Source organism: Streptomyces sp. NPDC052036, assembly GCF_040680495.1.
Taxonomy (GTDB): Bacteria; Actinomycetota; Actinomycetes; order Streptomycetales; family Streptomycetaceae; genus Streptomyces.
Genome location: NZ_JBFAWW010000006.1, coordinates 114,618 through 138,007, shown reverse-complemented (window position 1 = coordinate 138,007; position 23,390 = coordinate 114,618). Strand labels below are relative to the sequence as shown.

15 protein-coding genes and 2 pseudogenes are annotated in these 23,390 nt (G+C 71.6%); 15 read left to right on the top strand and 2 right to left on the bottom strand.

Annotation, left to right across the window (positions count from 1 at the left end):
• Positions 1-460: 460 nt before the first annotated feature.
• The gene (locus AB0L95_RS11860) at positions 461-1,285 is read right to left on the bottom strand and encodes an HAD-IB family hydrolase (protein WP_365160732.1); all 825 of its coding nucleotides are present in this window, start codon (positions 1,283-1,285) and stop codon (positions 461-463) included.
• Between the two features lie 648 nt (positions 1,286-1,933).
• Here AB0L95_RS11860 and ssd point away from each other — a divergent pair.
• The 7 genes and pseudogenes from ssd to AB0L95_RS11825 all read left to right on the top strand — a co-directional run.
• Positions 1,934-3,025: a septum site-determining protein Ssd gene (gene ssd / locus AB0L95_RS11855; RefSeq protein ID WP_365160729.1), complete on the top strand. Its 1,092-nt coding sequence runs from the start codon at positions 1,934-1,936 to the stop codon at positions 3,023-3,025.
• 2 nt (positions 3,026-3,027) lie between these two features.
• Positions 3,028-4,416, top strand: a complete 1,389-nt coding sequence (locus tag AB0L95_RS11850; RefSeq protein WP_365160726.1) for a TadA family conjugal transfer-associated ATPase — start codon at positions 3,028-3,030, stop codon at positions 4,414-4,416.
• Positions 4,416-5,273, top strand: a complete 858-nt coding sequence (locus AB0L95_RS11845; RefSeq protein WP_365160724.1) for a type II secretion system F family protein — start codon at positions 4,416-4,418, stop codon at positions 5,271-5,273. The genes AB0L95_RS11850 and AB0L95_RS11845 overlap by 1 nt, the downstream gene beginning before the upstream one ends.
• Positions 5,270-6,106 carry a type II secretion system F family protein gene (locus AB0L95_RS11840; protein WP_365160721.1) on the top strand — a complete coding sequence of 279 codons (837 nt, stop codon included), beginning with the start codon at positions 5,270-5,272 and terminating at the stop codon, positions 6,104-6,106. Before AB0L95_RS11845 ends, AB0L95_RS11840 begins: the two co-directional genes overlap by 4 nt.
• A 146-nt stretch (positions 6,107-6,252) precedes the next feature.
• Entirely contained in the window at positions 6,253-6,471 is a 219-nt protein-coding gene (locus AB0L95_RS11835; protein ID WP_365161014.1) for a DUF4244 domain-containing protein, read from the top strand.
• Positions 6,472-6,520: 49 nt separating this feature from the next.
• Positions 6,521-6,850: a TadE family type IV pilus minor pilin gene (locus AB0L95_RS11830; RefSeq protein ID WP_365160718.1), complete on the top strand. Its 330-nt coding sequence runs from the start codon at positions 6,521-6,523 to the stop codon at positions 6,848-6,850.
• 197 nt (positions 6,851-7,047) lie between these two features.
• Positions 7,048-7,425 (top strand): annotated as a pseudogene (locus AB0L95_RS11825) (Rv3654c family TadE-like protein); the annotation flags it as partial.
• A 59-nt stretch (positions 7,426-7,484) separates the two neighbouring features.
• Here the strand turns inward: AB0L95_RS11825 and AB0L95_RS11820 are convergent.
• Entirely contained in the window at positions 7,485-9,989 is a 2,505-nt protein-coding gene (locus AB0L95_RS11820; protein WP_365160715.1) for a DEAD/DEAH box helicase, read from the bottom strand.
• A gap of 79 nt (positions 9,990-10,068) precedes the next feature.
• Between AB0L95_RS11820 and bldG the strand changes: the two genes are divergently transcribed.
• From bldG to tmk, 8 genes and pseudogenes are all read left to right on the top strand, one after another.
• Positions 10,069-10,410: an anti-sigma factor antagonist BldG gene (gene bldG, locus AB0L95_RS11815; protein WP_010986038.1), complete on the top strand. Its 342-nt coding sequence runs from the start codon at positions 10,069-10,071 to the stop codon at positions 10,408-10,410.
• A 103-nt stretch (positions 10,411-10,513) separates the two neighbouring features.
• Complete coding sequence (locus AB0L95_RS11810; protein WP_365160711.1) at positions 10,514-10,951, top strand: ATP-binding protein; 438 nt, start codon at positions 10,514-10,516, stop codon at positions 10,949-10,951.
• Positions 10,952-11,269: 318 nt separating this feature from the next.
• Positions 11,270-13,672 carry a sodium-translocating pyrophosphatase gene (locus AB0L95_RS11805; RefSeq protein ID WP_365160708.1) on the top strand — a complete coding sequence of 801 codons (2,403 nt, stop codon included), beginning with the start codon at positions 11,270-11,272 and terminating at the stop codon, positions 13,670-13,672.
• A gap of 219 nt (positions 13,673-13,891) precedes the next feature.
• Positions 13,892-14,501: pseudogene (locus tag AB0L95_RS11800) on the top strand (small secreted protein).
• A 55-nt stretch (positions 14,502-14,556) separates the two neighbouring features.
• A complete protein-coding gene (locus AB0L95_RS11795; RefSeq protein WP_365160705.1) occupies positions 14,557-16,086 on the top strand; it encodes a class I SAM-dependent methyltransferase in 1,530 nt (509 codons plus the stop codon).
• 663 nt (positions 16,087-16,749) lie between these two features.
• Positions 16,750-16,947, top strand: coding sequence for a hypothetical protein (locus AB0L95_RS11790; protein ID WP_365160702.1), 198 nt, complete (start codon positions 16,750-16,752; stop codon positions 16,945-16,947).
• Positions 16,948-17,202: 255 nt separating this feature from the next.
• Positions 17,203-20,058, top strand: a complete 2,856-nt coding sequence (topA, locus tag AB0L95_RS11785; protein ID WP_365160700.1) for a type I DNA topoisomerase — start codon at positions 17,203-17,205, stop codon at positions 20,056-20,058.
• 299 nt (positions 20,059-20,357) lie between these two features.
• Positions 20,358-23,390 (top strand): dTMP kinase (gene tmk / locus AB0L95_RS11780; RefSeq protein WP_365160697.1); only part of this gene is annotated, 3,033 nt, incomplete at its 3' end.

The following is a 23,390-nucleotide window of genomic DNA, read 5'->3' as shown; positions in this document are numbered from 1 at the left end:
GGCCTGTTGCGTGGTTGCGGCGGTACGAGTGCTCGTACCGCCGCTGGCATGCTCACCGGGTTACCAAGCGTCCTCGATATGTGCCCATCAGGCCGGGAACTGCTGCCCGTGCCTGGTGCGGCTGGCCCGTAATCGACGGGTCGACGTCGCGTGGGTGCTCGATGTTCATGCTGGGTCCGTGGGGCCAATTTCGTGTTTAACGGCGATCCCTTCGGATTGTTTCCTTTGGTCTCGCGGGCCGCTAAACCCTTTGTACTACCTGGGCCGGGATGAGCGGAACCCCTTCGCCACAGTTCTTTACTTTTCGGTTCAAAGAGGTGTGAATCGGGCGCTGATCTGGCGTTCCGTGCGCGCGCCGGGGGTCATGCGGCGTCGGTGGGGGCTCTTACGCGGCGTCGGCGGGGCTCCGGCGGCCGGTGCGGGGACCGGGCCCGGGGGCTCGTAAGGCCGGTCTCGGGGCTCATATGGCCGGTGCGCGGCGTCTGCTCGCGTACCACACGAGCCCAGCGGTGGCCGCGGCTGCGCCTATCGCCGCGACCGCGAGGAGGGCCGGACGCGGCGGTACGGGCAGCCGCTGCTTCAGCCGGACCGGGCGGTGGAAGTCCAGAATCGGCCACCCGCGCGCGAGTGCCTCGCGCCGCAGGGTCCGGTCCGGGTTCACGGCGTGCGGATGGCCGACCGCCTCCAGCATCGGCAGATCGGTCGCGGAGTCGCTGTAGGCGAAGCAGCGCGAGAGGTCGTAGCCCTCGGACTCGGCGAGCTCCTTGACCGCCTCTGCTTTCGTCGGCCCGTAGGCGTAGTACTCCACCTCGCCCGTGAAGCAGCCGTCGTCGCCCACGACCATACGGGTGGCTACGACACGGTCCGCGCCGAGCAGCTCGCCGATCGGTTCGACCACCTCGACGCCCGACGCGGACACGATCACGACATCGCGCCCGGCGGTGTGGTGCTCCTCGATGAGGGAGGCGGCCTCGTCGTAGATGATCGGGTCGATCAGTTCATGGAGTGTCTCGGCGACGATCTCCTTGACCTGCTGGACGTTCCAGCCGCGGCACAGTGCGGACAGATACTCACGCATCCGTTCCATCTGATCGTGGTCGGCGCCGCCGACGAGGAACACGAACTGGGTGTACGCGGTGCGCAACGCGGCCCTGCGGTTGATCAGACCGCCTTGATAGAAGGACTTGCTGAAGGTGAGCGTGCTCGACTTCGCAATGACCGTCTTGTCCAGGTCAAAGAAGGCCGCTGTGCGGGGCAGGGAGTGGTTTTCCACGGGCCAGAGCATAGGGGCCCACCATTCGGCGTAAGGTGGGGCGTGTGGGTTTGCCTGAGAGGGCTCTCGGGTACACCATGGAAGTCACGGATCGTTCGCGACCGTGCTAACCCGGTCCGACTCCTCCCCCCCCGAGTCGGCCGTGGGGACGACCCCCGCTCTCCCCCCCGGCGGGGGTCGTCGCATGTCCGGGTGGGTTTTTCCGCTGCGAAGTCCGGCCCCGGGCCACTGAGCCCGTCTCGTGGCCGCGGCTTCGACACGCTTTCCATCAGTCACTTTCTGTAGCCGCTGTGCTGCTCTGTGGAAGCTGCCCAGGCCCTCAACCACCCTCACCGGCGGAGTGAAGGCGATATTCACAATCACTGGGTTGTCCACAGTTATCGACCAAGATCCACATGATTTCCGGGATCGCTGCACCGTGATTCCAACGCGTCCCGCCGACGGCGAGTTCATGGCCGGTTCCGGTTTGCCGCGTGCGCATGGCCGGTTCGTATCGACCGCTCATATGGAAGCCGGTTGCCGGTTCTTCACACGAGCGGGAAGCGCGGGGCCCGGGTGGTCCCCGCGGACCGGACGGAAGAGGCGCGGAAGCGGAAGAAGCGCCGAAGCGGAAGAAGCGCGCGAGAAGCGCGGAAGAAGCAGCGAAGGGGGCTGGAGATCGTGAGCGGAGCCATCACACACGACAGGCCGGACGCCGCCGATCAGCGGCGGAGCGGTCCGCTGATCGTCACCGAGGACCCCGAACTCCTCGACGACCTGCTGCGTCTGTGCGCGGCAGCGGGCGCCAGACCGGAGGTCCATCCAGGGATCCCGGCGCGCCGGGGCGGCTGGGAGGCGGCGCCGCTCGTCATCGTCGGCGACGACGCGGTGCGGCGCGTGCACGGGGCCGCCCGCAGGCGTGGCGTGGTGCTGGTTGGGCGGGATCAGGACGATTCCGGGGTCTGGCGGCGCGCCTTTGAGATCGGCGCCGACCACGTCCTGATGCTGCCCGACGGTGAGCAATGGCTGGTCGACCGCATTGCCGACGTGGTCGAAGGGGCCCGCCGTCCGGCGCTCACCGTCGGCGTGATCGGCGGCCGTGGCGGTGCCGGTGCGTCCACGCTCGCCTGCGCTCTGGCCGTCACCTCCGCACGCGAGGGGAGGCGCACGTTGCTCGTGGACGCGGATCCGTTGGGCGGCGGACTCGACGTACTCCTCGGCGGGGAGGCCACGGCAGGGCTGCGCTGGCCGGCGTTCGCCGCCTCCCGTGGACGGGTCGGCGGGGGCGCCCTGGAGGAGTCACTGCCCGAACTGCACGCTCTGCGGGTGCTGAGCTGGGACCGCGGCGACACCGTGTCCGTCCCGCCCCAGGCGGTCCGGGCGGTCCTCGCCGCCGCGCGGCGACGCGGCGGCACGGTCGTCGTCGACCTACCGCGCCGCGTCGACGAGGGGACCGCCGAAGTACTCGCCCAGGTGGACGTCGGGTTACTGGTGATCCCTGCCGAGTTACGCGCCATCGCGGCCGCGCAGCGGGTGGCGTCGGCCGTCGGCATGGTGCTGGGCGACCTGAGGGTCGCGGTCCGGGGGCCCTATGCGCCGGGGCTCGACCACCGTGAGGTGGCGCGGCTGCTGGGACTTCCGCTGCTCGGCGAAGTGCCTTACGAACCACCGCCCCAGGACGGTTCCGTGCCGCCCGGGGGAGCGGTGCGGGGGCCGCTCGCCCGGTTCTGCGCGGCGTTCTGGGAGCGTGCGCTGACCGAGGCGGGTGACTGACCATGAGCACGGGTTGGGATGGTGCGGCGCGGGGCTGGGACGCGAGGGCGCAGGGTTCGGACGCCGGGATGGAGGCGGACCGCGGCGCGGCGCTCGAGTCCCGGGCGGGTCCGGGGGCGGTGCGTGCGGACGGCATCGATGAACGCGCACGGCTGCTGGACGGTGTGCGTCAGTGGCTGGTGGAGAGCGGGGCCGAACCGACTCCCGCGCGCGTGGCCCAGGCCCTGCGCGAGCAGGGACGGGTGCTGGGGGACGCGGAGGTGCTGGGCGCGGCCCGGCAATTGCGTTCCGAACTGGTCGGCAGCGGCCCCCTGGAGCCGTTGCTCGCCGACCCGTCCGTGACCGATGTCCTGGTATCGGAGCCCGACCGGGTGTGGGTGGACCGGGGCGGCGGACTGGAACTGACGGCGGTGTCCTTTCCGGACCCGGCGGCCGTACGGCGCCTCGCGCAGCGGCTGGCCGCCGTGGCGGGGCGACGTCTCGACGACGCCAGACCGTGGGTCGACGCCCGGCTGCCGGACGGCACTCGGCTGCATGCGGTGCTGCCCCCGGTCGCAGTCGGCTGCACCTGTCTCTCCCTGCGCGTGGTACGGCCACGGGCGTTCACCCTGGATGAGTTGGTGGCGGCCGGGACGGTGCCCCCGGGCGGGGACCGGGTGCTGCGAGCGCTGATCGCCGCCCGGCTCTCCTATGTGATCAGCGGAGGCACCGGATCCGGCAAGACCACACTCCTCAGCGCGCTGCTGGGTGTGGTGGGACCGGCGGAGCGCATCGTGCTGGCCGAGGACTCGGCGGAGCTGCGCCCGGACCATCCGCATGTGGTCCGCCTGGAGGGCCGGCCGGCGAACCAGGAGGGCGTGGGCCTCGTCGAGCTCCAGGACCTGGTGCGGCAGGCGCTGCGGATGAGACCCGACCGGCTGGTCGTCGGAGAAGTGCGGGGCCCCGAGGTGGTGTCCCTGCTGGCCGCGCTGAACACGGGGCACGAGGGCGGCTGCGGGACGCTCCATGCGAATGCGGCGGCGCAGGTGCCTGCTCGGCTGGAGGCGCTCGGCACCGCCGCGGGCCTGGACCGGGCCGCGCTGCACAGCCAGCTGGCGGCCGCCCTGTCGGTGGTCCTCCACCTCGTGCGCGACCGGACAGGACGCCGTCGGATCGCGGAGGTGCATGTGCTGGAGCGGGACGCGTCGGGGCTGGTGATGACGGTGCCGGCGTTGCGGTGGGGTCCGGAGGCATTTATGCGCGAACGGGGGTGGGAGCGGTTGCGGGACCTGCTGCGGAACGGGAGCGACGGAAGCGATGAGAGAAGTGATGGAAGGGGTGAAAACGGTGCAAGTGGCGGAAGTGACGCGAGTGATGTGGGCGATGAAGGCGACGGGAGTGTGTGGTTGTGATGGGGATCGGTCAGATGTCGGTCGGTGCGGGACTGGTGTGCGCCGGGGTGGCGGCCTGGATGATGAGCGGCTCGAACGCGGGGGCGCACCGCGCCCGGCTGCTGTTCGCGGATGGTGGCGCGGCAGCGGGGGTGGGCCCGCCGCCCTGGAAGCGGATCCTCGGCCGGGTGCGGAGACTGACGGCCGAATGGTGGTCGTTTGCCGTGGGCGCGCTTGTCGCGGTGCTCGGCGCGTCCGTGCTGCCCCTGCTGGTGGGGGCCGTGGGCGTGCCCGTCCTGCGCAGGGTGCGACTGGCGCGGGAGGCGCGACGGGTGCGGGACGGCCGCGGTGAGGCCGTGATCGCGCTGTGCGCGTCGCTCGCCGAGGAGGTGCGTGCGGGGCGCCAGCCGGGTGAGGCGCTGCTGCGGGCCGCGCTCGACTCGGGCGGGCTCGGCGAGGCCCACGCGGCGGTGCTGGCGGCGGCCCGGTTCGGTGGGGATGTGCCGGGTGCGCTCGCCGTCGCGGCACGGCAGCCGGGGGCCGACGGCCTGTCGGGGCTCGCGGCCTGCTGGCGGGTGGCCGTGGACCGGGGTGCGGGCCTGGCGGCCGGGCTCGACCGGCTGGAGGCGGCCCTGCGCGCCGAGCGCGACCAACGCGCCGATCTACAGGCTCAGCTGGCGGGCGCCCGGTCGACGGCGGTCCTGCTCGCGGGGCTGCCCGTCCTCGGCCTGCTGCTGGGCACCGCACTCGGCGCCCACCCGCTGCACGTGCTGTTGCACACCGGCGCCGGACTGGCCTGTCTCGTGACCGGCGGCGTGCTGGAGGTCGCGGGGTTGTGGTGGGCGTTGCGGATCGTGCGAGGGGCGGAAGCGGCATGAGCGCCGGAGTTGTCCACAGCCTGTGGGTACTGGGTGGGATCCCGGCGCTGGGGTGGTCGGTGTGGCTCCTCGCCATCACACGGCGCGAGCGGAGGGCGCGGCGGCGGCTGAGTGCGCTGCTGATCCGGGACGACGCGCCCGAGGGGCGGGGGGAGCCAGGGGGACGGGCGGGCGGCGCACTCCCTGAACGGTGGGGTATCAGACTGCGGCTGCTGCGGGGCGCCCCGCGACGGTGGCTGCCGGTCCTGGGGGCGTTGTGTGCCGGCTGGCTGCTCATCGGAGGGCTGGGCGGGGCGGCGGTCGGACTGGTCGCCGGGGTGGGCGTGGTGCGATGGCGTGCCCGGCAGGAGCGCGACCGCCTCGCCCAGGACTACGACACCGGTGTGGCGGCCCGCCAACTGCCGCTGGCGGCCGATCTGCTGGCGGCGTGCATCGCGGCCGGTGCGGGTCCTGTCGCGGCCGCTCAGGCCGTGGGTCAGGCGGTGCGGGGGCCGGTCGGGGAGCGGCTGGAGCGGGGTGCGGCCGAGATGCGGCTGGGCGGTGAACCGGCCGACGCCTGGCGGCGGCTCGGCTCCTTCCCCGGTGCCGCAGCACTGGCCCGGCTCCTGGAACGGACGGGTGACTCCGGCGTACCGACGGCCGCGTCGGTCGGGCGCCTCGCGACGGAGGCCCGTGCCGAGTGGGGCCGTGCCGCGACAGCTCGCGCGCGTCGGGCGGGTGTCCTGGTCACCGCCCCGGTGGGGCTGTGCTTCCTGCCTGCCTTCATCGCGGTCGGGGTGCTGCCCGTGGTGATCGGACTTGCGGGCGGGCTCCTGGGAGGAGGTGGCCGCTGAGGGCGGGCGGAGACCGGCGGTTGGGCGGCCGACGGGTGGGTGGGCGGATGGAGAGCGGAGAGCGGTGTGTGGCGATCGTACGGAAGCGCACAGCTCTCGAACGGATCAATGGAACGGCAACGGCAGAGCAACTGACGGGGGTTGGCATGAGCAAGGTGGTACGAGTACGGGCTCGGATGCGCGCGCTGGTGCGCCGAGTACGGCCGGCGGTGCGCGGAGATGCGGGCATGGTCACATCCGAGTACGCGGTGGGGATCATCGCCGCGGTGGCCTTCGCGGCGCTTCTCTACAAGGTGCTGACGAGCGGGCAGGTCAGCTCGGAGCTGCAGGACATCGTGAAGCGGGCACTCAGTGTCCGGATGTGACGGGTCGCCGGTACGCCGGGGAGGAGGACGCCGTCGGGACCGAGGATTTGTGACGGCGGAGACCGCGGTCGTCCTCCCCGCCCTGGTTCTCTTCGCGATGGCCCTTCTATGGGCCCTGCTGGCCGCGTCTGCGGAGATCGAGTGCGTGGACGCGGCTCGGGCGGGGGCCCGGGCCGCGGCTCGGCAGGAGCCCGCCGACGCGGTGCGGAGAGTGGCTCGGCAGGCCGCACCGGACGGAGCCAGGGTCACGGTGAGCCGCGAGGGCGACATGGTGCACGTGTTGGTCGTCGCCCACCCACCGGGCCCGAGCGCCCTGACTCTCGAACTGCGCCACGAGGCCGTGGCGTTGGCGGAGGAGACCGTGGGGGTGAATCGGTGAGCCGACGTGAACCGGTGGATCGGTGAGGACAGATGAAGGGGCGTGGCGGGAGATGGCGGATGAGCGGGGTGACGGGAGTGGAGGGGCCGGTGAACCAGTGGGGGGTGGTGGACATGGATGGGCCGGCGCGGGAGCGCTGGTCGATGGGTGAGCGTCGGTGCGGCGGCGCTCGCTCCCTGACCGGGCTGCTCGCCGTACTGAACGCCCATGCGGACAGCGTCCGAAAGGCGCGCTCGGCAGGCGCCCCCTCGGACGGTGGTTCGGACCGCGGTTCGGCGACCGTCTGGGTCGTGTGCCTGATCGGAGCTCTCTGTGCCGTCTTCGGCGTACTGCTGGCGCAGGGGGAGGCCGTGCTGGTCCGTCATCGTGCGGCTGCCGCGGCCGACCTGGCGGCGCTTGCGGCCGCCGACCACTGGACGGAGGGAGGTGAGGCGGCGTGTACCGGGGCAGGTCGTGTGGCGGGAGCCCAGGGGGATCGACTCCTACGGTGCGTCGTCGCGGGGGAGGTCTCCGATGTCACGGTGGCATCGGTCCGGGGTCCCTTCACCGCCGAGGTGAGGGCGAGGGCAGGGCCGGCGCAAGCGGCGGTGCCGGAGGGATTCCCGGTACCGCCGGCGGCCCCGCCGCGACCGTCCTATGCCCTTGCGTCGCTCTCCGCCTCCGCGGGTGCTCCCGCCTCGCCCTCCGTCTCCTCCGGCGCCCCGCGCAGCAGCACCGTGAGGAGGCGTACGGCGCCCCTCTTGTGCAGCGGATCGTTGCCGTTGCCGCATTTGGGGGACTGGATGCAGGACGGACAGCCGGCCTCGCACTCGCAGGACGCGATGGCCTGGCGGGTGGCCACCAGCCAGGAGCGGGCCGTGCGGAAGGCCCGCTCCGCGAAGCCCGCGCCGCCCGGGTGGCCGTCGTACACGAACACTGTGGGCAGCAGGGTGTCCGGGTGGAGGGGGACGGACACGCCCCCGATGTCCCAGCGGTCGCAGGTGGCGAAGAGCGGGAGCATGCCGATCGAGGCGTGTTCGGCGGCATGCAGGGCCCCGCCGAGGATCTCCGTGCTGATCCGGGCCTCGTCCAACTGGTCCTCGGTGACCGTCCACCACACGGCACGGGTGCGCAGCGTACGAGGAGGGAGGTCGAGTTTCGTCTCGCCCAGCACCTCACCGGTGATGAGACGCCGGCGCAGGAAGGAGACGACCTGGTTGGTGACCTCGACAGAGCCGTAGCAGAGCCGTCCCTCGCCCCAGGGCACCTCCAGGTCCGTCTCCAGGACGGAGATGGCCGTCGTGTCACGGGCGACCGTCGAATACGGCGGGTTGGCCTCCTCGACCAGGGCGACGGAGTCCTCCAGGTCGAGTGACCGCACCAGATAGGTCCGGCCCTGGTGCAGATGGACGGCGCCCTCGTGCACCGTGGTGTGCGCGGCGCCCGCGTCGACCGTGCCGAGCAGCCGCCCGGTGCCGGCCTCGACGACCTGGACCGGGCGTCCGCCCTCCCCGCGGATGTCCGCGAGGTCGGCGGCCCGCTCCCGGCGCGTCCAGTGCCAGGCTTTCGTGCGGCGGCGCAGCAGTTTCGCGGCCTCCAGCTGCGGCAGCAGCTCGGCGGACGCGGGGCCGAACAGCTCCAGATCCTCCTCCGTCAGAGGGGACTCGGCGGCCGCCGCGCACAGGTGCGGGGCCAGGACGTACGGGTTGTCCGGGTCGAGGACCGTGGACTCCACCGGCTGGTCGAAGAGGGCCTCGGGATGGTGGACGAGGAACGTGTCCAGTGGGTCGTCGCGGGCGACGAGGACCGCGAGGGCGCCCTGGCCGGAGCGGCCGGCGCGGCCCGCCTGCTGCCACAGGGACGCCCGCGTCCCCGGGTAGCCGGCGATGAGGACGGCGTCCAGGCCGGAGATGTCGACACCGAGTTCGAGGGCGGTGGTGGCGGCGAGGCCGAGGAGTTCTCCGGAGTGGAGAGCGCGTTCGAGGGCGCGGCGTTCCTCGGGAAGGTAGCCGCCGCGATACGCGGCCACGCGCCGGGCCAGGGAGCGGTCGACCTCGGCCAGACGCTCCTGGGCGATCACCGAGATCAGTTCGGCGCCACGGCGGGAGCGGACGAAGGCGACCGAGCGCACGCCCTGCACGGTCAGGTCGGTCAGCAGATCGGCCGTCTCGGCGGTCGCCGTACGCCGAACGGGTGCACCTTTCTCCCCGTGGAGCTCGGTCAGCGGGGGCTCCCAGAGGGCGAAGACCAGCTCGCCGCGCGGGGAGGCGTCGTCTGCGACCTCGACGACCGGGAGACCGGTGAGGCGGCGGGCGGCCACCGAGGGCTCGGCGGCGGTCGCGGAGGCCAGCAGGAAGACGGGAGAGGAGCCGTAGCGGGCGCACAGGCGGCGCAGGCGGCGCAGAACCTGGGCGACGTGGGAGCCGAACACGCCGCGGTAGGTGTGGCACTCGTCGATGACGACGTACTTCAGGGCACGCAGGAAGGAGGACCAGCGCGGATGTGAGGGCAATATGCCGCGGTGCAGCATGTCGGGATTGGTGAGGACGTAGTTGGCGTACTGACGCACCCATTCGCGTTCTTCGGGGGGCGTGTCGCCGTCGTACACCGCGGGGCGGACCGCCGTGCCCAGGGGTTGTGAAAGTTCCTTCACGGACCGGCACTGATCTGCCGCGAGAGCCTTCGTGGGCGCCAGGTAGAGGGCGGTCGCGCCCCGCCCGTTCGGGGCCTGGGCGCCGTCCAGCAGACAGGACAGCACCGGGACGAGGTAGGCGAGCGACTTGCCCGACGCGGTGCCCGTGGCGACCACCACCGAATCGCCGTCCAGGGCGTGCTCCGCGGCGAGCGCCTGGTGGGCCCAGGGGTGCTCGATGCCCGCGTCCCGCACGGCTGCGATGACCTCCGATCGGATCCGGTCCGGCCAGACGGCATGGCGGCCCTCTCGCGGGGGCAAGTGCTCCGTATGAGTGATGCGCGAAGCCCGGCTCGGGCCCGAGGCGAGCCGGCCCAGCACCGTGGCCGGCGCGAGGCGGGACACGGGGTCTGTCGGGGGTCGATCGGATCGGTGATTCTTGGCCATCGGGACCGAGTGTGTCACTGGCGTGACGGACAATGGGCCCAAGGCGTCGTGCACGCCTGCCGGTAAGTGATTGAATGCCATCGCGGCTGGCGAACCGTCCCGGGGCTCTGCCGAGGTGTCCCAAGGGGCGACCGCTCGATAGCAAGGTGCTGGAGGATCCGTGGACCTGTCCCTGTCGACCCGTACCGTCGGCGATCGTACGGTCGTCGAGGTCGGTGGCGAAATCGACGTATATACCGCGCCCAAGCTGCGCGAGCAGCTGGTCGAGCTGGTGAACGACGGGAATTTCCACCTCGTCGTCGACATGGAGGGCGTCGACTTCCTCGACTCCACCGGGCTTGGCGTGCTGGTGGGCGGCTTGAAGCGTGTGCGGGCCCATGAGGGCTCTCTGCGCCTGGTGTGCAACCAGGAGCGCATTCTCAAGATCTTCCGCATCACCGGTCTCACCAAGGTGTTCCCGATCCACACCTCGGTCGAGGAAGCGGTAGCGGCCACCGACTGACCCGTTTCCGGGCTGCAGGGCCCGGACGGCTGAAGTAAGAGCGGGGGACCGGGCCCTGGTGGCCCGGCCCCCTGATCGCACGCCCGAGTTCCGAGGGGGATGCATGGCCACCGTTGAACTCCGCTTCAGCCCGCTGCCCGAGCACGTCAGGACCGCCCGTCTGGTGGCGGCAGCGGTGGCACGCAGGGCCGGAGTGGAGGAGGCCGTACTCGACGAGGTCAGGCTCGCCGTCGGCGAGGCCTGCACCCGGGCCGTCGGACTGCACCAGAGCAACGGCATTTCGGCGCCGGTGCGGGTGCTGCTGACCGAGGAGGAGAAGCAGTTCTCCATCGAGGTCGGCGACGAGGCGCCCCACCTGGTGCCCGGCGACAAGGCGTCGGGTGCCACCGGTGCCGTCGACGACGCCGAGGCCGAGGAGGACGAGATGGGCCTCGCGGTCATCAGCGGCCTCGTGGACGATGTCGAGGTCTCCACCGGGGAGAACGGCGGACTGATCAGGATGAGCTGGCCGACCACGCCGCCCGCCACGCTCCCGGCCTGACAGGCCTCGTACGTTTCCCCTCATCCCGTAGCCGTCGTTACGGTTCCAGGGCCCTGCCGTGTGCAGGGCCCTTGTTTTTGTACAGTCGCGCCGCTATTCGTGAATTCCTTCACGATCAATCGCGCGATAATTTGATCAAGCGCTGATCCAGTCAATGCTTTTGGGGCATTACCTCTTTCGGGTTCTGTGTCGCGCGTGCGATCTTTTACTGAAGAGCACGTGAAGGCCAATTCCGCTTACCGTGCACTGTTTTGATCAGGTCCCGGTACCTACAATCCGTCCACATCTTGAGCTCAGCCCAAGCGTCAAGGAGGACGAATGGCGGGGCTTTCTACCCCTCAACAGTTTGACCACCCCACAACCCTCGCAGCGGCAGTACTGACCGACAGCAACCGTCTGATCGTGATCGCCATCGGCGTGGTGGCCCTCGCGGCCCTCGTGGTCGCCGGGATCCTGGTGCGCCAGGTACTCGCGGCGGGCGAGGGCACCGACAGCATGAAAAAGATCGCCGCGGCGGTCCAGGAAGGAGCCAATGCCTATCTGGCCCGGCAGCTGCGCACGCTCGGCGTATTCGCCGTGGTCGTGTTCTTCCTGCTCATGCTGCTGCCCGCGGACGACTGGAATCAGCGTGCCGGACGGTCGGTGTTCTTCCTGATCGGCGCGGCGTTCTCGGCGGCCACCGGCTATATCGGCATGTGGCTCGCCGTACGCAGCAATGTGCGGGTCGCCGCCGCGGCACGCGAGGCGACCCCGGCGAAAGGCGAGCCCGAGAAGGACCTCACCACCGTTTCGCACCGAGCCATGAAGATCGCTTTCCGTACGGGTGGCGTCGTCGGCATGTTCACGGTGGGGCTCGGTCTACTGGGCGCCTCCTGCGTGGTGCTGGTGTACGCGGCGAACGCCCCGAAGGTCCTGGAGGGCTTCGGTCTCGGCGCGGCACTGATCGCCATGTTCATGCGTGTCGGCGGCGGCATCTTCACCAAGGCCGCCGACGTCGGCGCCGACCTGGTCGGCAAGGTCGAGCAGGGCATTCCGGAGGACGACCCGCGTAATGCCGCGACCATCGCCGACAACGTGGGCGACAACGTCGGCGACTGTGCGGGCATGGCGGCCGACCTCTTCGAGTCGTACGCCGTGACACTGGTCGCCGCGCTGATCCTCGGCAAGGCCGCGTTCGGCAACTCGGGGCTGGCGTTCCCGCTGATCGTGCCGGCGATCGGGGTCGTGACCGCGATGATCGGCATCTTCGCGGTGGCGCCGCGGCGCGCTGACCGCAGTGGCATGTCAGCGATCAACCGGGGCTTCTTCATCTCGGCGGTGATCTCGCTGGCGCTGGTCGCCGCGGCCGTCTACACCTATCTGCCGTCGTCGTACGCCGACCTCAAGGGCATCTCCGACGCGGCGATCCGGGCCAAGGACGGCGACCCGCGGATTCTCGCGCTCGTCGCGGTGGCCATCGGCATCGTGCTCGCCGCGCTGATCCAGCAGCTCACCGGCTACTTCACCGAGACCACCCGCCGCCCGGTGCGCGACATCGGCAAGACCTCGCTGACCGGACCCGCGACCGTCGTCCTCGCTGGTATCTCCCTCGGCCTGGAATCGGCCGTGTACACGGCGCTGCTGATCGGGCTCGGCGTGTACGGAGCGTTCCTGCTGGGCGGCACGTCGATCATGCTCGCGCTGTTCGCGGTGGCGCTGGCCGGTACGGGTCTGCTCACCACGGTCGGCGTGATCGTCGCCATGGACACCTTCGGTCCGGTCTCCGACAACGCGCAGGGCATCGCCGAGATGTCCGGCGATGTCGAGGGCGCGGGCGCGCAGGTGCTCACCGACCTGGACGCCGTGGGCAATACCACCAAGGCGATCACGAAGGGCATCGCCATCGCCACGGCCGTTCTCGCGGCCTCGGCGCTCTTCGGCTCGTACCGCGACGCGATCACCACGGCCGCACAGGACGTAGGCGTGAAGGTCGGCGACGGCGGACCGATGAGCCTGGTCATGGACATCTCGCAGCCCAACAACCTGGTCGGCCTCATCGTGGGCGCGGCGGTCGTCTTCCTCTTCTCGGGGCTGGCGATCAACGCCGTGTCGCGGTCCGCCGGGGCGGTGGTCTTCGAGGTGCGGCGGCAGTTCCGTGAGAAGCCCGGGATCATGGACTACACGGAGAAACCGGAGTACGGCAGGGTCGTGGACATCTGCACCAAGGACGCCCTCAGGGAGCTGGCCACCCCCGGTCTGCTCGCCGTCCTGGCGCCCATCGCCCTCGGCTTCACGCTGGGTGTCGGCGCGCTCGGTGCGTACCTCGCGGGCGCGATCGGCACCGGCACGCTGATGGCGGTCTTCCTGGCCAACTCCGGCGGTGCCTGGGACAACGCCAAGAAGCTCGTCGAGGACGGGCATCACGGCGGCAAGGGCAGCGACGCGCATGCCGCGACGGTGATCGGCGACACGGTCGGCGACCCCTTCAAGGACACCGCGGGCCCGGCGATCAACCCGCTGCTGAAGGTGATGAACCTGGTGTCGCTGCTCATCGCGCCGGCGATCATCAAGTTCTCGTACGGCAGCGACAAGAGTCTCGGCGTCCGGATCCTGATCGCGGCCCTCGCCCTTGTCGTGATCGCGGGCGCGGTCTACATCTCCAAGCGGCGTGGAATCGCCGTGGGTGACGAAGACAACGCCGAGCGGGTCGCCAAGTCGCCCGACGCGGCGGTGGTTTCGTAGCCGGCCATACGGCACCCGCTCTTCCGCCTGGTCAGGTACGGGACAAAGGGCGGGCGTACGGCGCTCATCGCGAGCCCGTACGCCCGCCCTGTCCGTGTTCATGCCTCTCTGCGTGACCCTTCTCTCTCTTGGTGCAAATAGCCGCAAGGGCGGCCATCAGCGACAATCGCCACGCGGCCGTCGCCCGGTTGGCGTGTATCTTCCGGGGCCGAGAGAGCCATGGAAGGGACCGATCCGGTGAACAAGAAGCTCGCAGCCGCGCTGTCCGGCGGTGCGGTACTGGTACTGGCACTGTCGGGATGCACCAGCGGCGGCAAGAGCAGCGTCAGCGAGGACAAGCTCGGCACCTGGGCCAAGCAGGTCTGCGACGCGGTGCAGCCCCAGGCGAAGAAGATCGCCGACGCCAGTACCGCGATCCAGAAGCAGACCTCGGACAACAGCACGCCCGAGCAGGTCCAGAAGACGGACGCACAGGCCTTCCAGGACATGTCCGACGCCTACAAGGCGATCGGCGCGGGCGTCGAGAGGGCGGGCGCGCCCGAGGTCGACAACGGCGCGGCCAAGCAGAAGAACGCGGTCCAGGAGCTCAACAGCATCTCCACGGCGTACGCCGGCCTCAAGAAGCAGGTGGACGGGCTCGACACGAAGGACCAGGCGAAGTTCGCCGACGGGCTCAAGGGGATCGCGACCCAGCTCGACAAGCTGAGCAAGAGCGGGAACGACGCGCTCAAGCAGCTGGAGGCGGGTGAGGTCGGCGCGGCGATGACGAAGCAGGCGAGCTGTCAAGAGCGCCTCCACGTCCGCCTCGGCCCCGGCGACGACCGGCTGAACGGCGCGTTCCGGGTAGTCGGTGCTGCGGTCAGGGCCGGCCTCCCCGCGCCACAATGGGGGGCGTGAGTAACCCCAGTCTGTCCACGCTGCCCTTCACCGATCGAGCCGACGTCACCGCACAGCTACGGGACGCCCTGCTGGCGGCCTCCTTCACCGCCGACGGGCTGCTCGAACTGCTCGGTGCGCCCGCGTACGCGGCGCTCGCCCGGAGCGAGACCGTGCCCGCGCTCCGGGCCACCCGCGGGGACACACCGCTGGAAACTCTCGTACGGCTGTTCCTGCTGCAACAGCCGGTGGCGCACGCGCGCGTGGCGGGCGTTCTGCCCGTCGACGCGTGCGTGGACGCCGGCTGGCTCGTACGCACCGGGGGCGACGAGCTCGCCGCGACCGTGGACGTCCGGCCGTACGGCGGATCCGACGGCGAGGACTGGTTCATCGTCTCCGACCTCGGGTGCGCGGTCGGCGGAGCGGGCGGCATCGGCAGCCGGGACGAGCAGGTCGTCCTGGGGGTCGGCGGCGCCTCCACCACCCTCGCCGGGATCACCGTGCGTACCCCCGTCGGTTCCGCCCTCGATCTCGGCACCGGTTCCGGGATCCAGGCCCTGCACGCCGCCCAGCACGCCACGCGCGTGACCGCGACCGACGTCAACCCGCGGGCCCTGCACATGGCCGCGCTGACCCTGGCGCTGTCCGGCGCCCCGGCCGCGGATCTGCGCCAGGGCTCGCTGTTCGAGCCGATCCGGGACGAGGAGACGTACGACCTGATCGTCTCCAACCCGCCCTTCGTGATCTCACCGGGCGCCCGGCTCACCTACCGCGACGGCGGGATGGGCGGGGACGATCTGTGCCGCACGCTCGTTCAGAAGTCGGGGGAGCGGCTGAACGAGGGCGGGTTCGCGCAGTTCCTCGCCAACTGGCAGCACGTCGAGGGGGAGGACTGGCAGGACCGGCTGCGCTCATGGGTGCCGCGTGGTTGTGACGCCTGGATCGTGCAGCGCGAGGTCCAGGACGTCACGCAGTACGCCGAGTTGTGGCTGCGGGACGCGGGCGACCACCGCGGCGACACGGCGGAGTACCAGGCGCGGTACGACGCGTGGCTCGACGAGTTCGAGGCGCGCAAGGTCCGCGCGGTGGGCTTCGGCTGGATCGCGCTGCACCGGACGGACGCCGCCGAGCCGTCGATCACGGTCGAGGAGTGGCCGCACCCGGTGGAACAGCCGCTCGGCGCCACAGTGCGCGCGCACTTCGACCGCATCGACTATCTGCGGGAGCACGACGACGCGGCCCTGCTCGCCGGGCACTTCAGGCTCGCCGCCGAGGTGGTCCAGGAGCAGGTCGGGCTGCCCGGCGCGGAGGACCCCGAGCATGTCGTGCTGCGTCAGAACCGCGGGATGCGGCGTGCCACGAAGGTCGACACGGTCGGCGCGGGCTTCGCCGGCGTCTGCGACGGCACGCTGAGCGCGGGGCGTATTCTCGACGCCATCGCCCAACTCGTCGGCGAGGACCCCGTGTTGCTGCGCGACCGGACCCCCGCACAGATCCGGCTGCTGGTCGAGCAGGGGTTCCTGGAGCCGGCGCGCTAGCGGGGCGCGTACGGCGCGCCGGGCCGCATCCGTCCGGGCGGCTCGCGCCCGCGCGACCCGTTCGGGCGCTCACGCCTGCGCACCCTCCGGGCCGCTCGCCGTGGCGGAGACCCGTGCTCGGGGCGGCGGGGTCGCGGGCCGGGAGAGCCCAAGGGCGTGAAACCGGCCAACATCCGCCGGGCGCGGCCCGATTCCGGCGGCCCGCATGCGTGCGTGCCGCCGCCGGGGCTACGCACGCGTGCCGCTGCCGGGGCTACGCGGGCGCGGCGCAGGGGCCCCTCAGCGTGCCGCGACGGACTTCGCACGTGGGGCGACGGGATCAGGGGCGGTCCGGTCTGTCCCTGGAGCCGTGCGCGCCCGGATCGCACGGCGTACGCCTCGGGGTCCTGCGAGCCCAGCCCGCGAGCCCAGCCACGCGAGCTCAGTCCGTAAGCCTGGTCTACGAGCCGCGGTCCGCGGTCCACGAGCCCCTGCCTACGGTCCGCGGTCCACCACCCCGGGCTCCACGATTCCGGAATCCACGATCCCGAGACCGCGCCAAGGGGGCGCATGGGTGATGTATCGCGTGTCGTCCGCCGCGTGTTCACCCCGGGTTCCCGCACGCGCTTCCCGGATGTGTCAGCCTCCCGTCGCTGGGCAGTGGGGGAGCGGAAGGAACGGGACATGGAGAGCGGACCGGCGATCTTCGCGGGTACGGTGTTCGCCCTGTTCGGGGCCGGGCTGCTGACCTGGACCGCGACCCGGCTGCACCGCCGCGAACCGGTCGCCGAGGGTGTGAGCCGCGTCGCATCCGCCACCCTCGCGAGCCTCGTCGCCCTGGCCGCGCTCGCCGCCGGAGCATGGTGCCTCACGCGCCTCTGACATCACGGTTCCCGGGCGTTCGCCGACCGGGGCTCCGGTAACTGGGAGATCACAGTCCGGATAGGGCCGGAAGGGCTGTCCGCCACTCCGGGCGGCAGGAATGCCGGTAGTCGGGTTACCGTTCGAGTGGCCGTTGCGGGCTTTTCCCGTTTGACACGGGGGCGGGATGTACCGTCACACTCCGCAGCGTCACCATGACCCGACCCCGGGACGAAGGCCTGGGGAGGCCGAAGTCGACCGGAGAGAAGAGCGAAGTTGTCCCCGACCAGCGAGACCGCACAAGGCGGCCGCCGACTCGTCATCGTCGAGTCGCCTGCCAAGGCGAAGACGATCAAGGGCTACCTCGGCCCCGGCTACATCGTCGAGGCGAGTGTCGGGCACATCCGCGACCTTCCGAACGGCGCCGCGGAGGTGCCGGAGAAGTACACGGGTGAGGTGCGCCGCCTCGGCGTCGACGTCGAACACGACTTCCAGCCGATCTACGTCGTCAACGCCGACAAGAAGGCGCAGGTCAAGAAGCTCAAGGACCTGCTGCGGGACTCCGACGAGCTCTTCCTCGCCACCGATGAGGACCGCGAGGGCGAGGCCATCGCCTGGCACCTCCAGGAGGTGCTGAAGCCGAAGGTCCCGGTCAAGCGGATGGTCTTCCACGAGATCACCAAGGACGCGATCCAGCAGGCGGTACGCAATCCGCGCGAGCTGAACCAGAAGCTCGTGGACGCCCAGGAGACCCGCCGTATCCTCGACCGCCTCTACGGCTACGAGGTCTCGCCGGTCCTGTGGAAGAAGGTCATGCCGCGGCTGTCGGCGGGCCGTGTCCAGTCCGTGGCGACGCGGCTGGTCGTGGAGCGGGAGCGGGAGCGCATCGCGTTCCGCTCCGCCGAGTACTGGGATCTGACCGGCACCTTCGGCACCGGCCGCGCGGGCGACCCGTCCGACCCGTCGACCCTGGTGGCACGGCTTGCGACCGTCGACGGCAAGCGCGTCGCCCAAGGCCGCGACTTCGACTCGCTGGGCCGGCTGAAGAGCGCGAACACCTTGCACCTCGACGAGCGGAATGCCCGCGCGCTGGCCGCCGCCCTGGAGAACACCCGGTTCTCGGTCCGCTCGGTCGAGTCCAAGCCGTACCGCCGCTCGCCCTACGCGCCGTTCCGTACGACGACGCTGCAGCAGGAGGCCAGCCGCAAGCTCGGCTTCGGCGCGAAGGCCACCATGCAGGTCGCGCAGAAGCTGTACGAGAACGGCTTCATCACGTACATGCGTACGGACTCCACGACCCTGTCGGACACGGCGGTCACCGCCGCCCGCGCCCAGGTCACGCAGCTGTACGGGGCCAACTACCTGCCCGAGCAGCCGCGCACCTACGCGGCCAAGGTCAAGAACGCGCAGGAGGCGCACGAGGCGATCCGTCCCTCGGGTGATCGTTTCCGCACCCCGGCGGAGACGGGCCTGACCGGCGACCAGTTCAAGCTCTACGAGCTGATCTGGAAGCGGACCGTCGCCTCCCAGATGAAGGACGCCACCGGTAACTCGGTCACCATCCGCATCGGCGGTACCGCCGTCGACGGACGGGACGCCGAGTTCAGCGCGTCCGGCAAGACGATCACCTTCCACGGCTTCCTGAAGGCCTATGTCGAAGGTGCCGACGACCCGAACGCGGAGCTGGACGACCGCGAGCGCCGGCTGCCGCAGGTGGCCGAGGGCGACGCGCTGACCGCCCAGGAGATCACCGCCGACGGCCACTCGACCAAGCCCCCGGCCCGTTACACCGAGGCGTCGCTGGTCAAGGAGCTGGAAGAGCGCGAGATCGGCCGCCCGTCGACGTACGCGTCGATCATCGGCACGATCCTCGACCGCGGCTATGTGTTCAAGAAGGGGACGGCCCTCGTGCCGTCCTTCCTGTCCTTCGCCGTGGTCAACCTGCTGGAGAAGCACTTCGGGCGGCTCGTCGACTACGACTTCACCGCCAAGATGGAGGACGACCTCGACCGCATCGCGCGCGGCGAGGCGAAGGCCGTGCCGTGGCTGAAGCGGTTCTACTTCGGCGAGGGCACGGTCGAGGGCGTCGCCGCGGACGCCGGCAACGGTGACGGCGACCACCTCGGCGGCCTCAAGGAACTGGTGACCGACCTGGGCGCGATCGACGCGCGCGAGGTGTCGTCGTTCCCCGTCGGCAACGACATCGTGCTGCGCGTCGGCCGCTACGGCCCGTACATCGAGCGCGGCGAGAAGGACTCCGAGGAGCACCAGCGCGCCGACATCCCGGCCGACCTGGCGCCGGACGAGCTGACCGTCGAACTGTCGGAGGAACTGCTCGCGAAGCCGAGCGGCGAGCGCCCGCTGGGCACGGATCCGGAGACGGGCCGTCCGATCGTCGCCAAGGACGGCCGCTACGGCCCGTACGTCACGGAGATCCTCCCCGAGGGCACCCCGAAGACAGGCAAGAACGCGATCAAGCCGCGCACGGCCTCGCTGTTCAAGTCGATGTCCCTGGACACGGTGACCCTCGACGACGCGCTGCGGCTGATGTCCCTGCCGCGGACCGTCGGCACCGACGCCGACGGTCAGGAGATCACCTCGCAGAACGGGCGCTACGGCCCGTACCTGAAGAAGGGCACGGACTCGCGGTCGCTGCAGTCCGAGGACCAGATCTTCACGATCACGCTGGAGGAGGCGCTGGCGATCTACGCCCAGCCGAAGCAGCGGGGTCGCGCGGCCGCCAAGCCGCCGCTGAAGGAGCTGGGCGAGGACCCGGTCAGCGGGAAGCCCGTGGTCGTGAAGGACGGCCGCTTCGGGCCCTACGTCACCGACGGCGAGACCAACGCGACCCTGCGCTCCGGCGACAGCGTCGAGACCATCACACCGGAGCGCGGTTTCGAGCTGCTCGCGGAGAAGCGCGCCAAGGCGCCCGCCAAGAAGACGGCGAAGAAGGCTCCGGCGAAGAAGGCTCCGGCCAAGAAGACGGCGTCGACGGCGGCGAAGAAGACGGCTGCCAAGAAGACCGCCGCGAAGACGACGACGGCGGCCAAGACGGCTGCGAAGAAGACGACGACGAAGAAGGCCGCGGCCGCGAGGACGGCGGCGGCCTCGAAGGACAGCGCCGAGGACTGAGCCCGGTCCCCGTGCCTCGCGTGGGCGCCCTGCGGCAGGACAGCCGCACGGGCGCCCTCTGGCGTTTCCCCACACGGGCGTCCTCCGGGCGTGTCTCCGCGCGGGCGTCTTCCGGGCCGGGTTTCCCCGCGCAGGCGTCCTTTGGACGTACCGCCGCACGGGCGTCCCCGGACGGATTCCGCCCGCCCGGGCTCACGTCGGCTTCGCGAAACGCACGCTCCGGCATCAGTTCGATGACAGGCGGGCGCACGTTCGGGCGCCTGCGGCGGGCTGTCCGTGGCTGCCGATAGGCTGAAAGCATGACGCGAGCCGAGCAGCCAACGGCCCAGAATCCGGCCCCCGACGACGCCCTGGTCGCAGATTCCCGCGAGCGTGCCGTCCGCGCCCTGCTGCGCCGACCGCAGCTGAAGCGGCTGTGGAGCGCCCAGCTCGTGGGCGGGGTGGGTGACGCCCTGGCCCTCTTTGTACTTGTCATGCTCGCTCTCCAGGTGGCCATCGCCGACGGTTCCTTCGGTGGCGGATACCGGGGCGTGGCGTTCGCGATCGCGACCGTCTTCGGTGCGCGCATTCTCGCCGTCCTGCTCTTCGGGGCCGTTCTCCTCGGCCCGCTCACCGCGCTGACCTCCCAGGAGGGACCGCTCGACCGCCGCTGGACCATGGTCGGCGCGGACGCGTGCAGGGCCGCCCTGCTGATCGTCGCCCCCCTGTGGATCGACTGGACGCCGGGCAACGCCCTGCCGGTGCTGCTGGTCACCGCCTTCGTCACCGGTGTCGCCGAGCGCTTCTGGACGGTGTGTCGCGAGAGCGCGGCGCCCGCCCTGCTGCCCACGCCGCCGCTGGAGGGCGCGACGGTGCGCCCGCTGCCGGACCACATGGACGCGCTGCGGCGCCTGTCGCTGCGTACGGGCTTCGTGACGGTGCCGCTGGCGGCCGCCGCACTCGTCCTGGTGTCGCTCCTGAGCAACCTGCTGGGTACGGGGATCGCCTGGTTCTCCCTGCATCAGGCGGCCCTGGCCTCGTATGTCGCGGCCGGTCTGTTCGCCGCCTCGCTGTCCGTCGTCACCTCCCTCGAACTGCCCGACGCCCGCACCCCGCGCGCGCGGTCGCCGCTGGAGGGACTGCGCCGCCCGAGGACGGGTTCGGGTGTTGACAAGGGCCGTACGGGCGCCATCCCGCTGCTGGTCCCGGCCTGCGCGGCCGTCGCCGGGGCCGTCTCGGCCGCCGTCGCCGTCTCCGTGCTGCTGGCCAAGGACCTGGGCGGCGGCCCGGTGACGTACGGCCTGCTGGTCCTCGCGCTGTCCGGTGGCACGGTCGTCGGCATCCGTACGGCGCCCCGCATGCTGCCGTCGCTGTCGCGGCGCCGGCTGCTCGCCCTGGCGATCGCGTTCACCGGGGTCGCGCTGCTCGCGGGCGGCCTCGTCCCGGACGTGACCACCGTGCTGCTGATCGTGGCGCTCGCGGGCGTCGGCGCGGGCGTCTCGGCGAACACCGGGCACACGCTGCTCGACCAGGAGACCGAGGACCACCGGCGGGCCCGGACCACCGAGCACCTCCAGGCGGTCGTACGGGTCTCCGTGGCCCTCGGCGCCCTGGTGGCGCCGGTGGTGGCCGCGGCGATCGGGCCGCACCGGCTGCAGAACGGCAAGTTCGTGTTCGCGCACGGGGGCGCCGCCTTCACCCTGATGCTGATCGGCGCGCTGCTGCTGCCGGTGGCGGCGCTCGTCCTCGCCAAGGTCGACGACCGCTCCGGAGTGCCGCTGCGGCACGACCTGCGCGACGCGCTGCGCGGCGACGACCCGGTGGAGGCGTCCGCGGAGAACGGCTTCTTCATCGCTCTGGAGGGCGGCGACGGGGCCGGGAAGTCCACCCAGGCCGAGGCGCTCGCCGAGTGGATCCGGGCCAAGGGGCACGAGGTCGTGCTGACCCGTGAGCCGGGGGCGACGCCGGTCGGCAAGCGACTGCGGTCGATCCTGCTGGACGTCTCCAGCGCCGGTCTGTCGCACCGCGCGGAGGCGCTGCTGTACGCGGCGGACCGCGCGGAGCACGTTGACACGGTCGTCCGGCCGGCCCTGGAACGGGGCGCGGTCGTGATCTCCGACCGGTACATCGACTCCTCCGTGGCCTACCAGGGAGCGGGCCGGGATCTGTCCCCGACGGAGATAGCCCGGATCAACCGGTGGGCGACCAACGGTCTCGTCCCCCACCTCACCGTGCTGCTGGACGTGGCCCCCGAGACGGCGCGGGAGCGGTTCACCGAGGCGCCGGACCGACTCGAGTCCGAGCCGGCCGAGTTCCACGCGCGCGTACGGTCCGGTTTCCTGACGCTGGCCGCCGCCGACCCGGGGCGCTATCTGGTCGTCGACGCCGGTCAGGAGCCCGAGGCGGTCACGACGGTCATCCGCCACCGGCTCGACCGGCTGCTGCCGCTGTCCGAGGCCGAGGTGAAGGCCCAGGAGGAGGCGCGCCGCAAGGCCGAGGAGGAGGCGCGGCGCAAGGCCGAGGAAGAGGCCGCGCGCAAGGCCGAGGAGGAGCGGCTGGAACGCGAGCGCCAGGAGCAGCTCGCCAGGCTCCGGGCCGAGGAGGAGGAGCGCAAGCAGCGCGAGCTGGAGGAGGCGCAGCGCCGCGAGGCGGAACGGCAGGCTGAGGAGGCCCGGCAGCGGGCCGAGGAAGCCCGTCGGCGCGCCGAGGAGGAGCGGGCGCGCCTTCTCGCGGAGGAGCAGGTCAGGCAGGCCGAGGAGGCCCGGCGCAAGGCCGAGGAGGAGACGCGGCGCAAGCAGGCCGAGGAGGAGGCCCGGCTGCGGGCCGAGGCCGAGGAGCGCCGTCTGGACAAGCAGCGCAAGGCCGAGGAGGCGCTGCTGCGGGCCGAGGAGGCACGCCGGGCCGCGGCGGAGGCGGCGGCCTCGGCTGCTGCGGCGGCTTCGGGTACGGCTTCGGCTTCGGGTACGGCCGGCGGCGGTGCCGGAGCGTCCGGTTCCGGTGGCGGTTCCTCGCGGGGTTCCGCGGTCTCCCGGCCGGACAACGAGACCACCGTGCCCACGCCGCTCGTGACGCCGTCGAACGCGTCCGGCGGGCCGGCGGACGAGACCGCGGTCCTGCCGCCGGTACGGCCGGTGGAGAGCGAGGCGGAGACCACGGCCAAGCTGCCGAGGCCGCCGGAGCCGCAGGGTGCGGCCGACGAGACGGCCGTGCTGCGCCCGGTGGTGCCGGGTGCGGCTGACGAGACGGCCGTGCTGCCGCCGGTGGTGCCGGGTGCGGCTGACGAGACGGCCGTGCTGCCGCCGGTGGTGCCGGGTGCGGCTGACGAGACGGCCGTGCTGCCGCCGGTGGTGCCG

Excerpts from the sequence above, each read along its gene's own strand:
- AB0L95_RS11860 (WP_365160732.1), bottom strand. The coding sequence starts at position 1,285 with ATGCTCTGGCCCGTGGAAAACCACTCCCTGCCCCGCACAGCGGCCTTC.
- AB0L95_RS11850 (WP_365160726.1), top strand. The coding sequence starts at position 3,028 with ATGAGCACGGGTTGGGATGGTGCGGCGCGGGGCTGGGACGCGAGGGCG.
- AB0L95_RS11845 (WP_365160724.1), top strand. The coding sequence starts at position 4,416 with ATGGGGATCGGTCAGATGTCGGTCGGTGCGGGACTGGTGTGCGCCGGG.
- AB0L95_RS11840 (WP_365160721.1), top strand. The coding sequence starts at position 5,270 with ATGAGCGCCGGAGTTGTCCACAGCCTGTGGGTACTGGGTGGGATCCCG.
- AB0L95_RS11835 (WP_365161014.1), top strand. The coding sequence starts at position 6,253 with ATGAGCAAGGTGGTACGAGTACGGGCTCGGATGCGCGCGCTGGTGCGC.
- AB0L95_RS11820 (WP_365160715.1), bottom strand. The coding sequence starts at position 9,989 with ATGGCATTCAATCACTTACCGGCAGGCGTGCACGACGCCTTGGGCCCA.
- AB0L95_RS11810 (WP_365160711.1), top strand. The coding sequence starts at position 10,514 with ATGGCCACCGTTGAACTCCGCTTCAGCCCGCTGCCCGAGCACGTCAGG.
- AB0L95_RS11805 (WP_365160708.1), top strand. The coding sequence starts at position 11,270 with ATGGCGGGGCTTTCTACCCCTCAACAGTTTGACCACCCCACAACCCTC.
- AB0L95_RS11795 (WP_365160705.1), top strand. The coding sequence starts at position 14,557 with ATGGGGGGCGTGAGTAACCCCAGTCTGTCCACGCTGCCCTTCACCGAT.
- AB0L95_RS11790 (WP_365160702.1), top strand. The coding sequence starts at position 16,750 with ATGGAGAGCGGACCGGCGATCTTCGCGGGTACGGTGTTCGCCCTGTTC.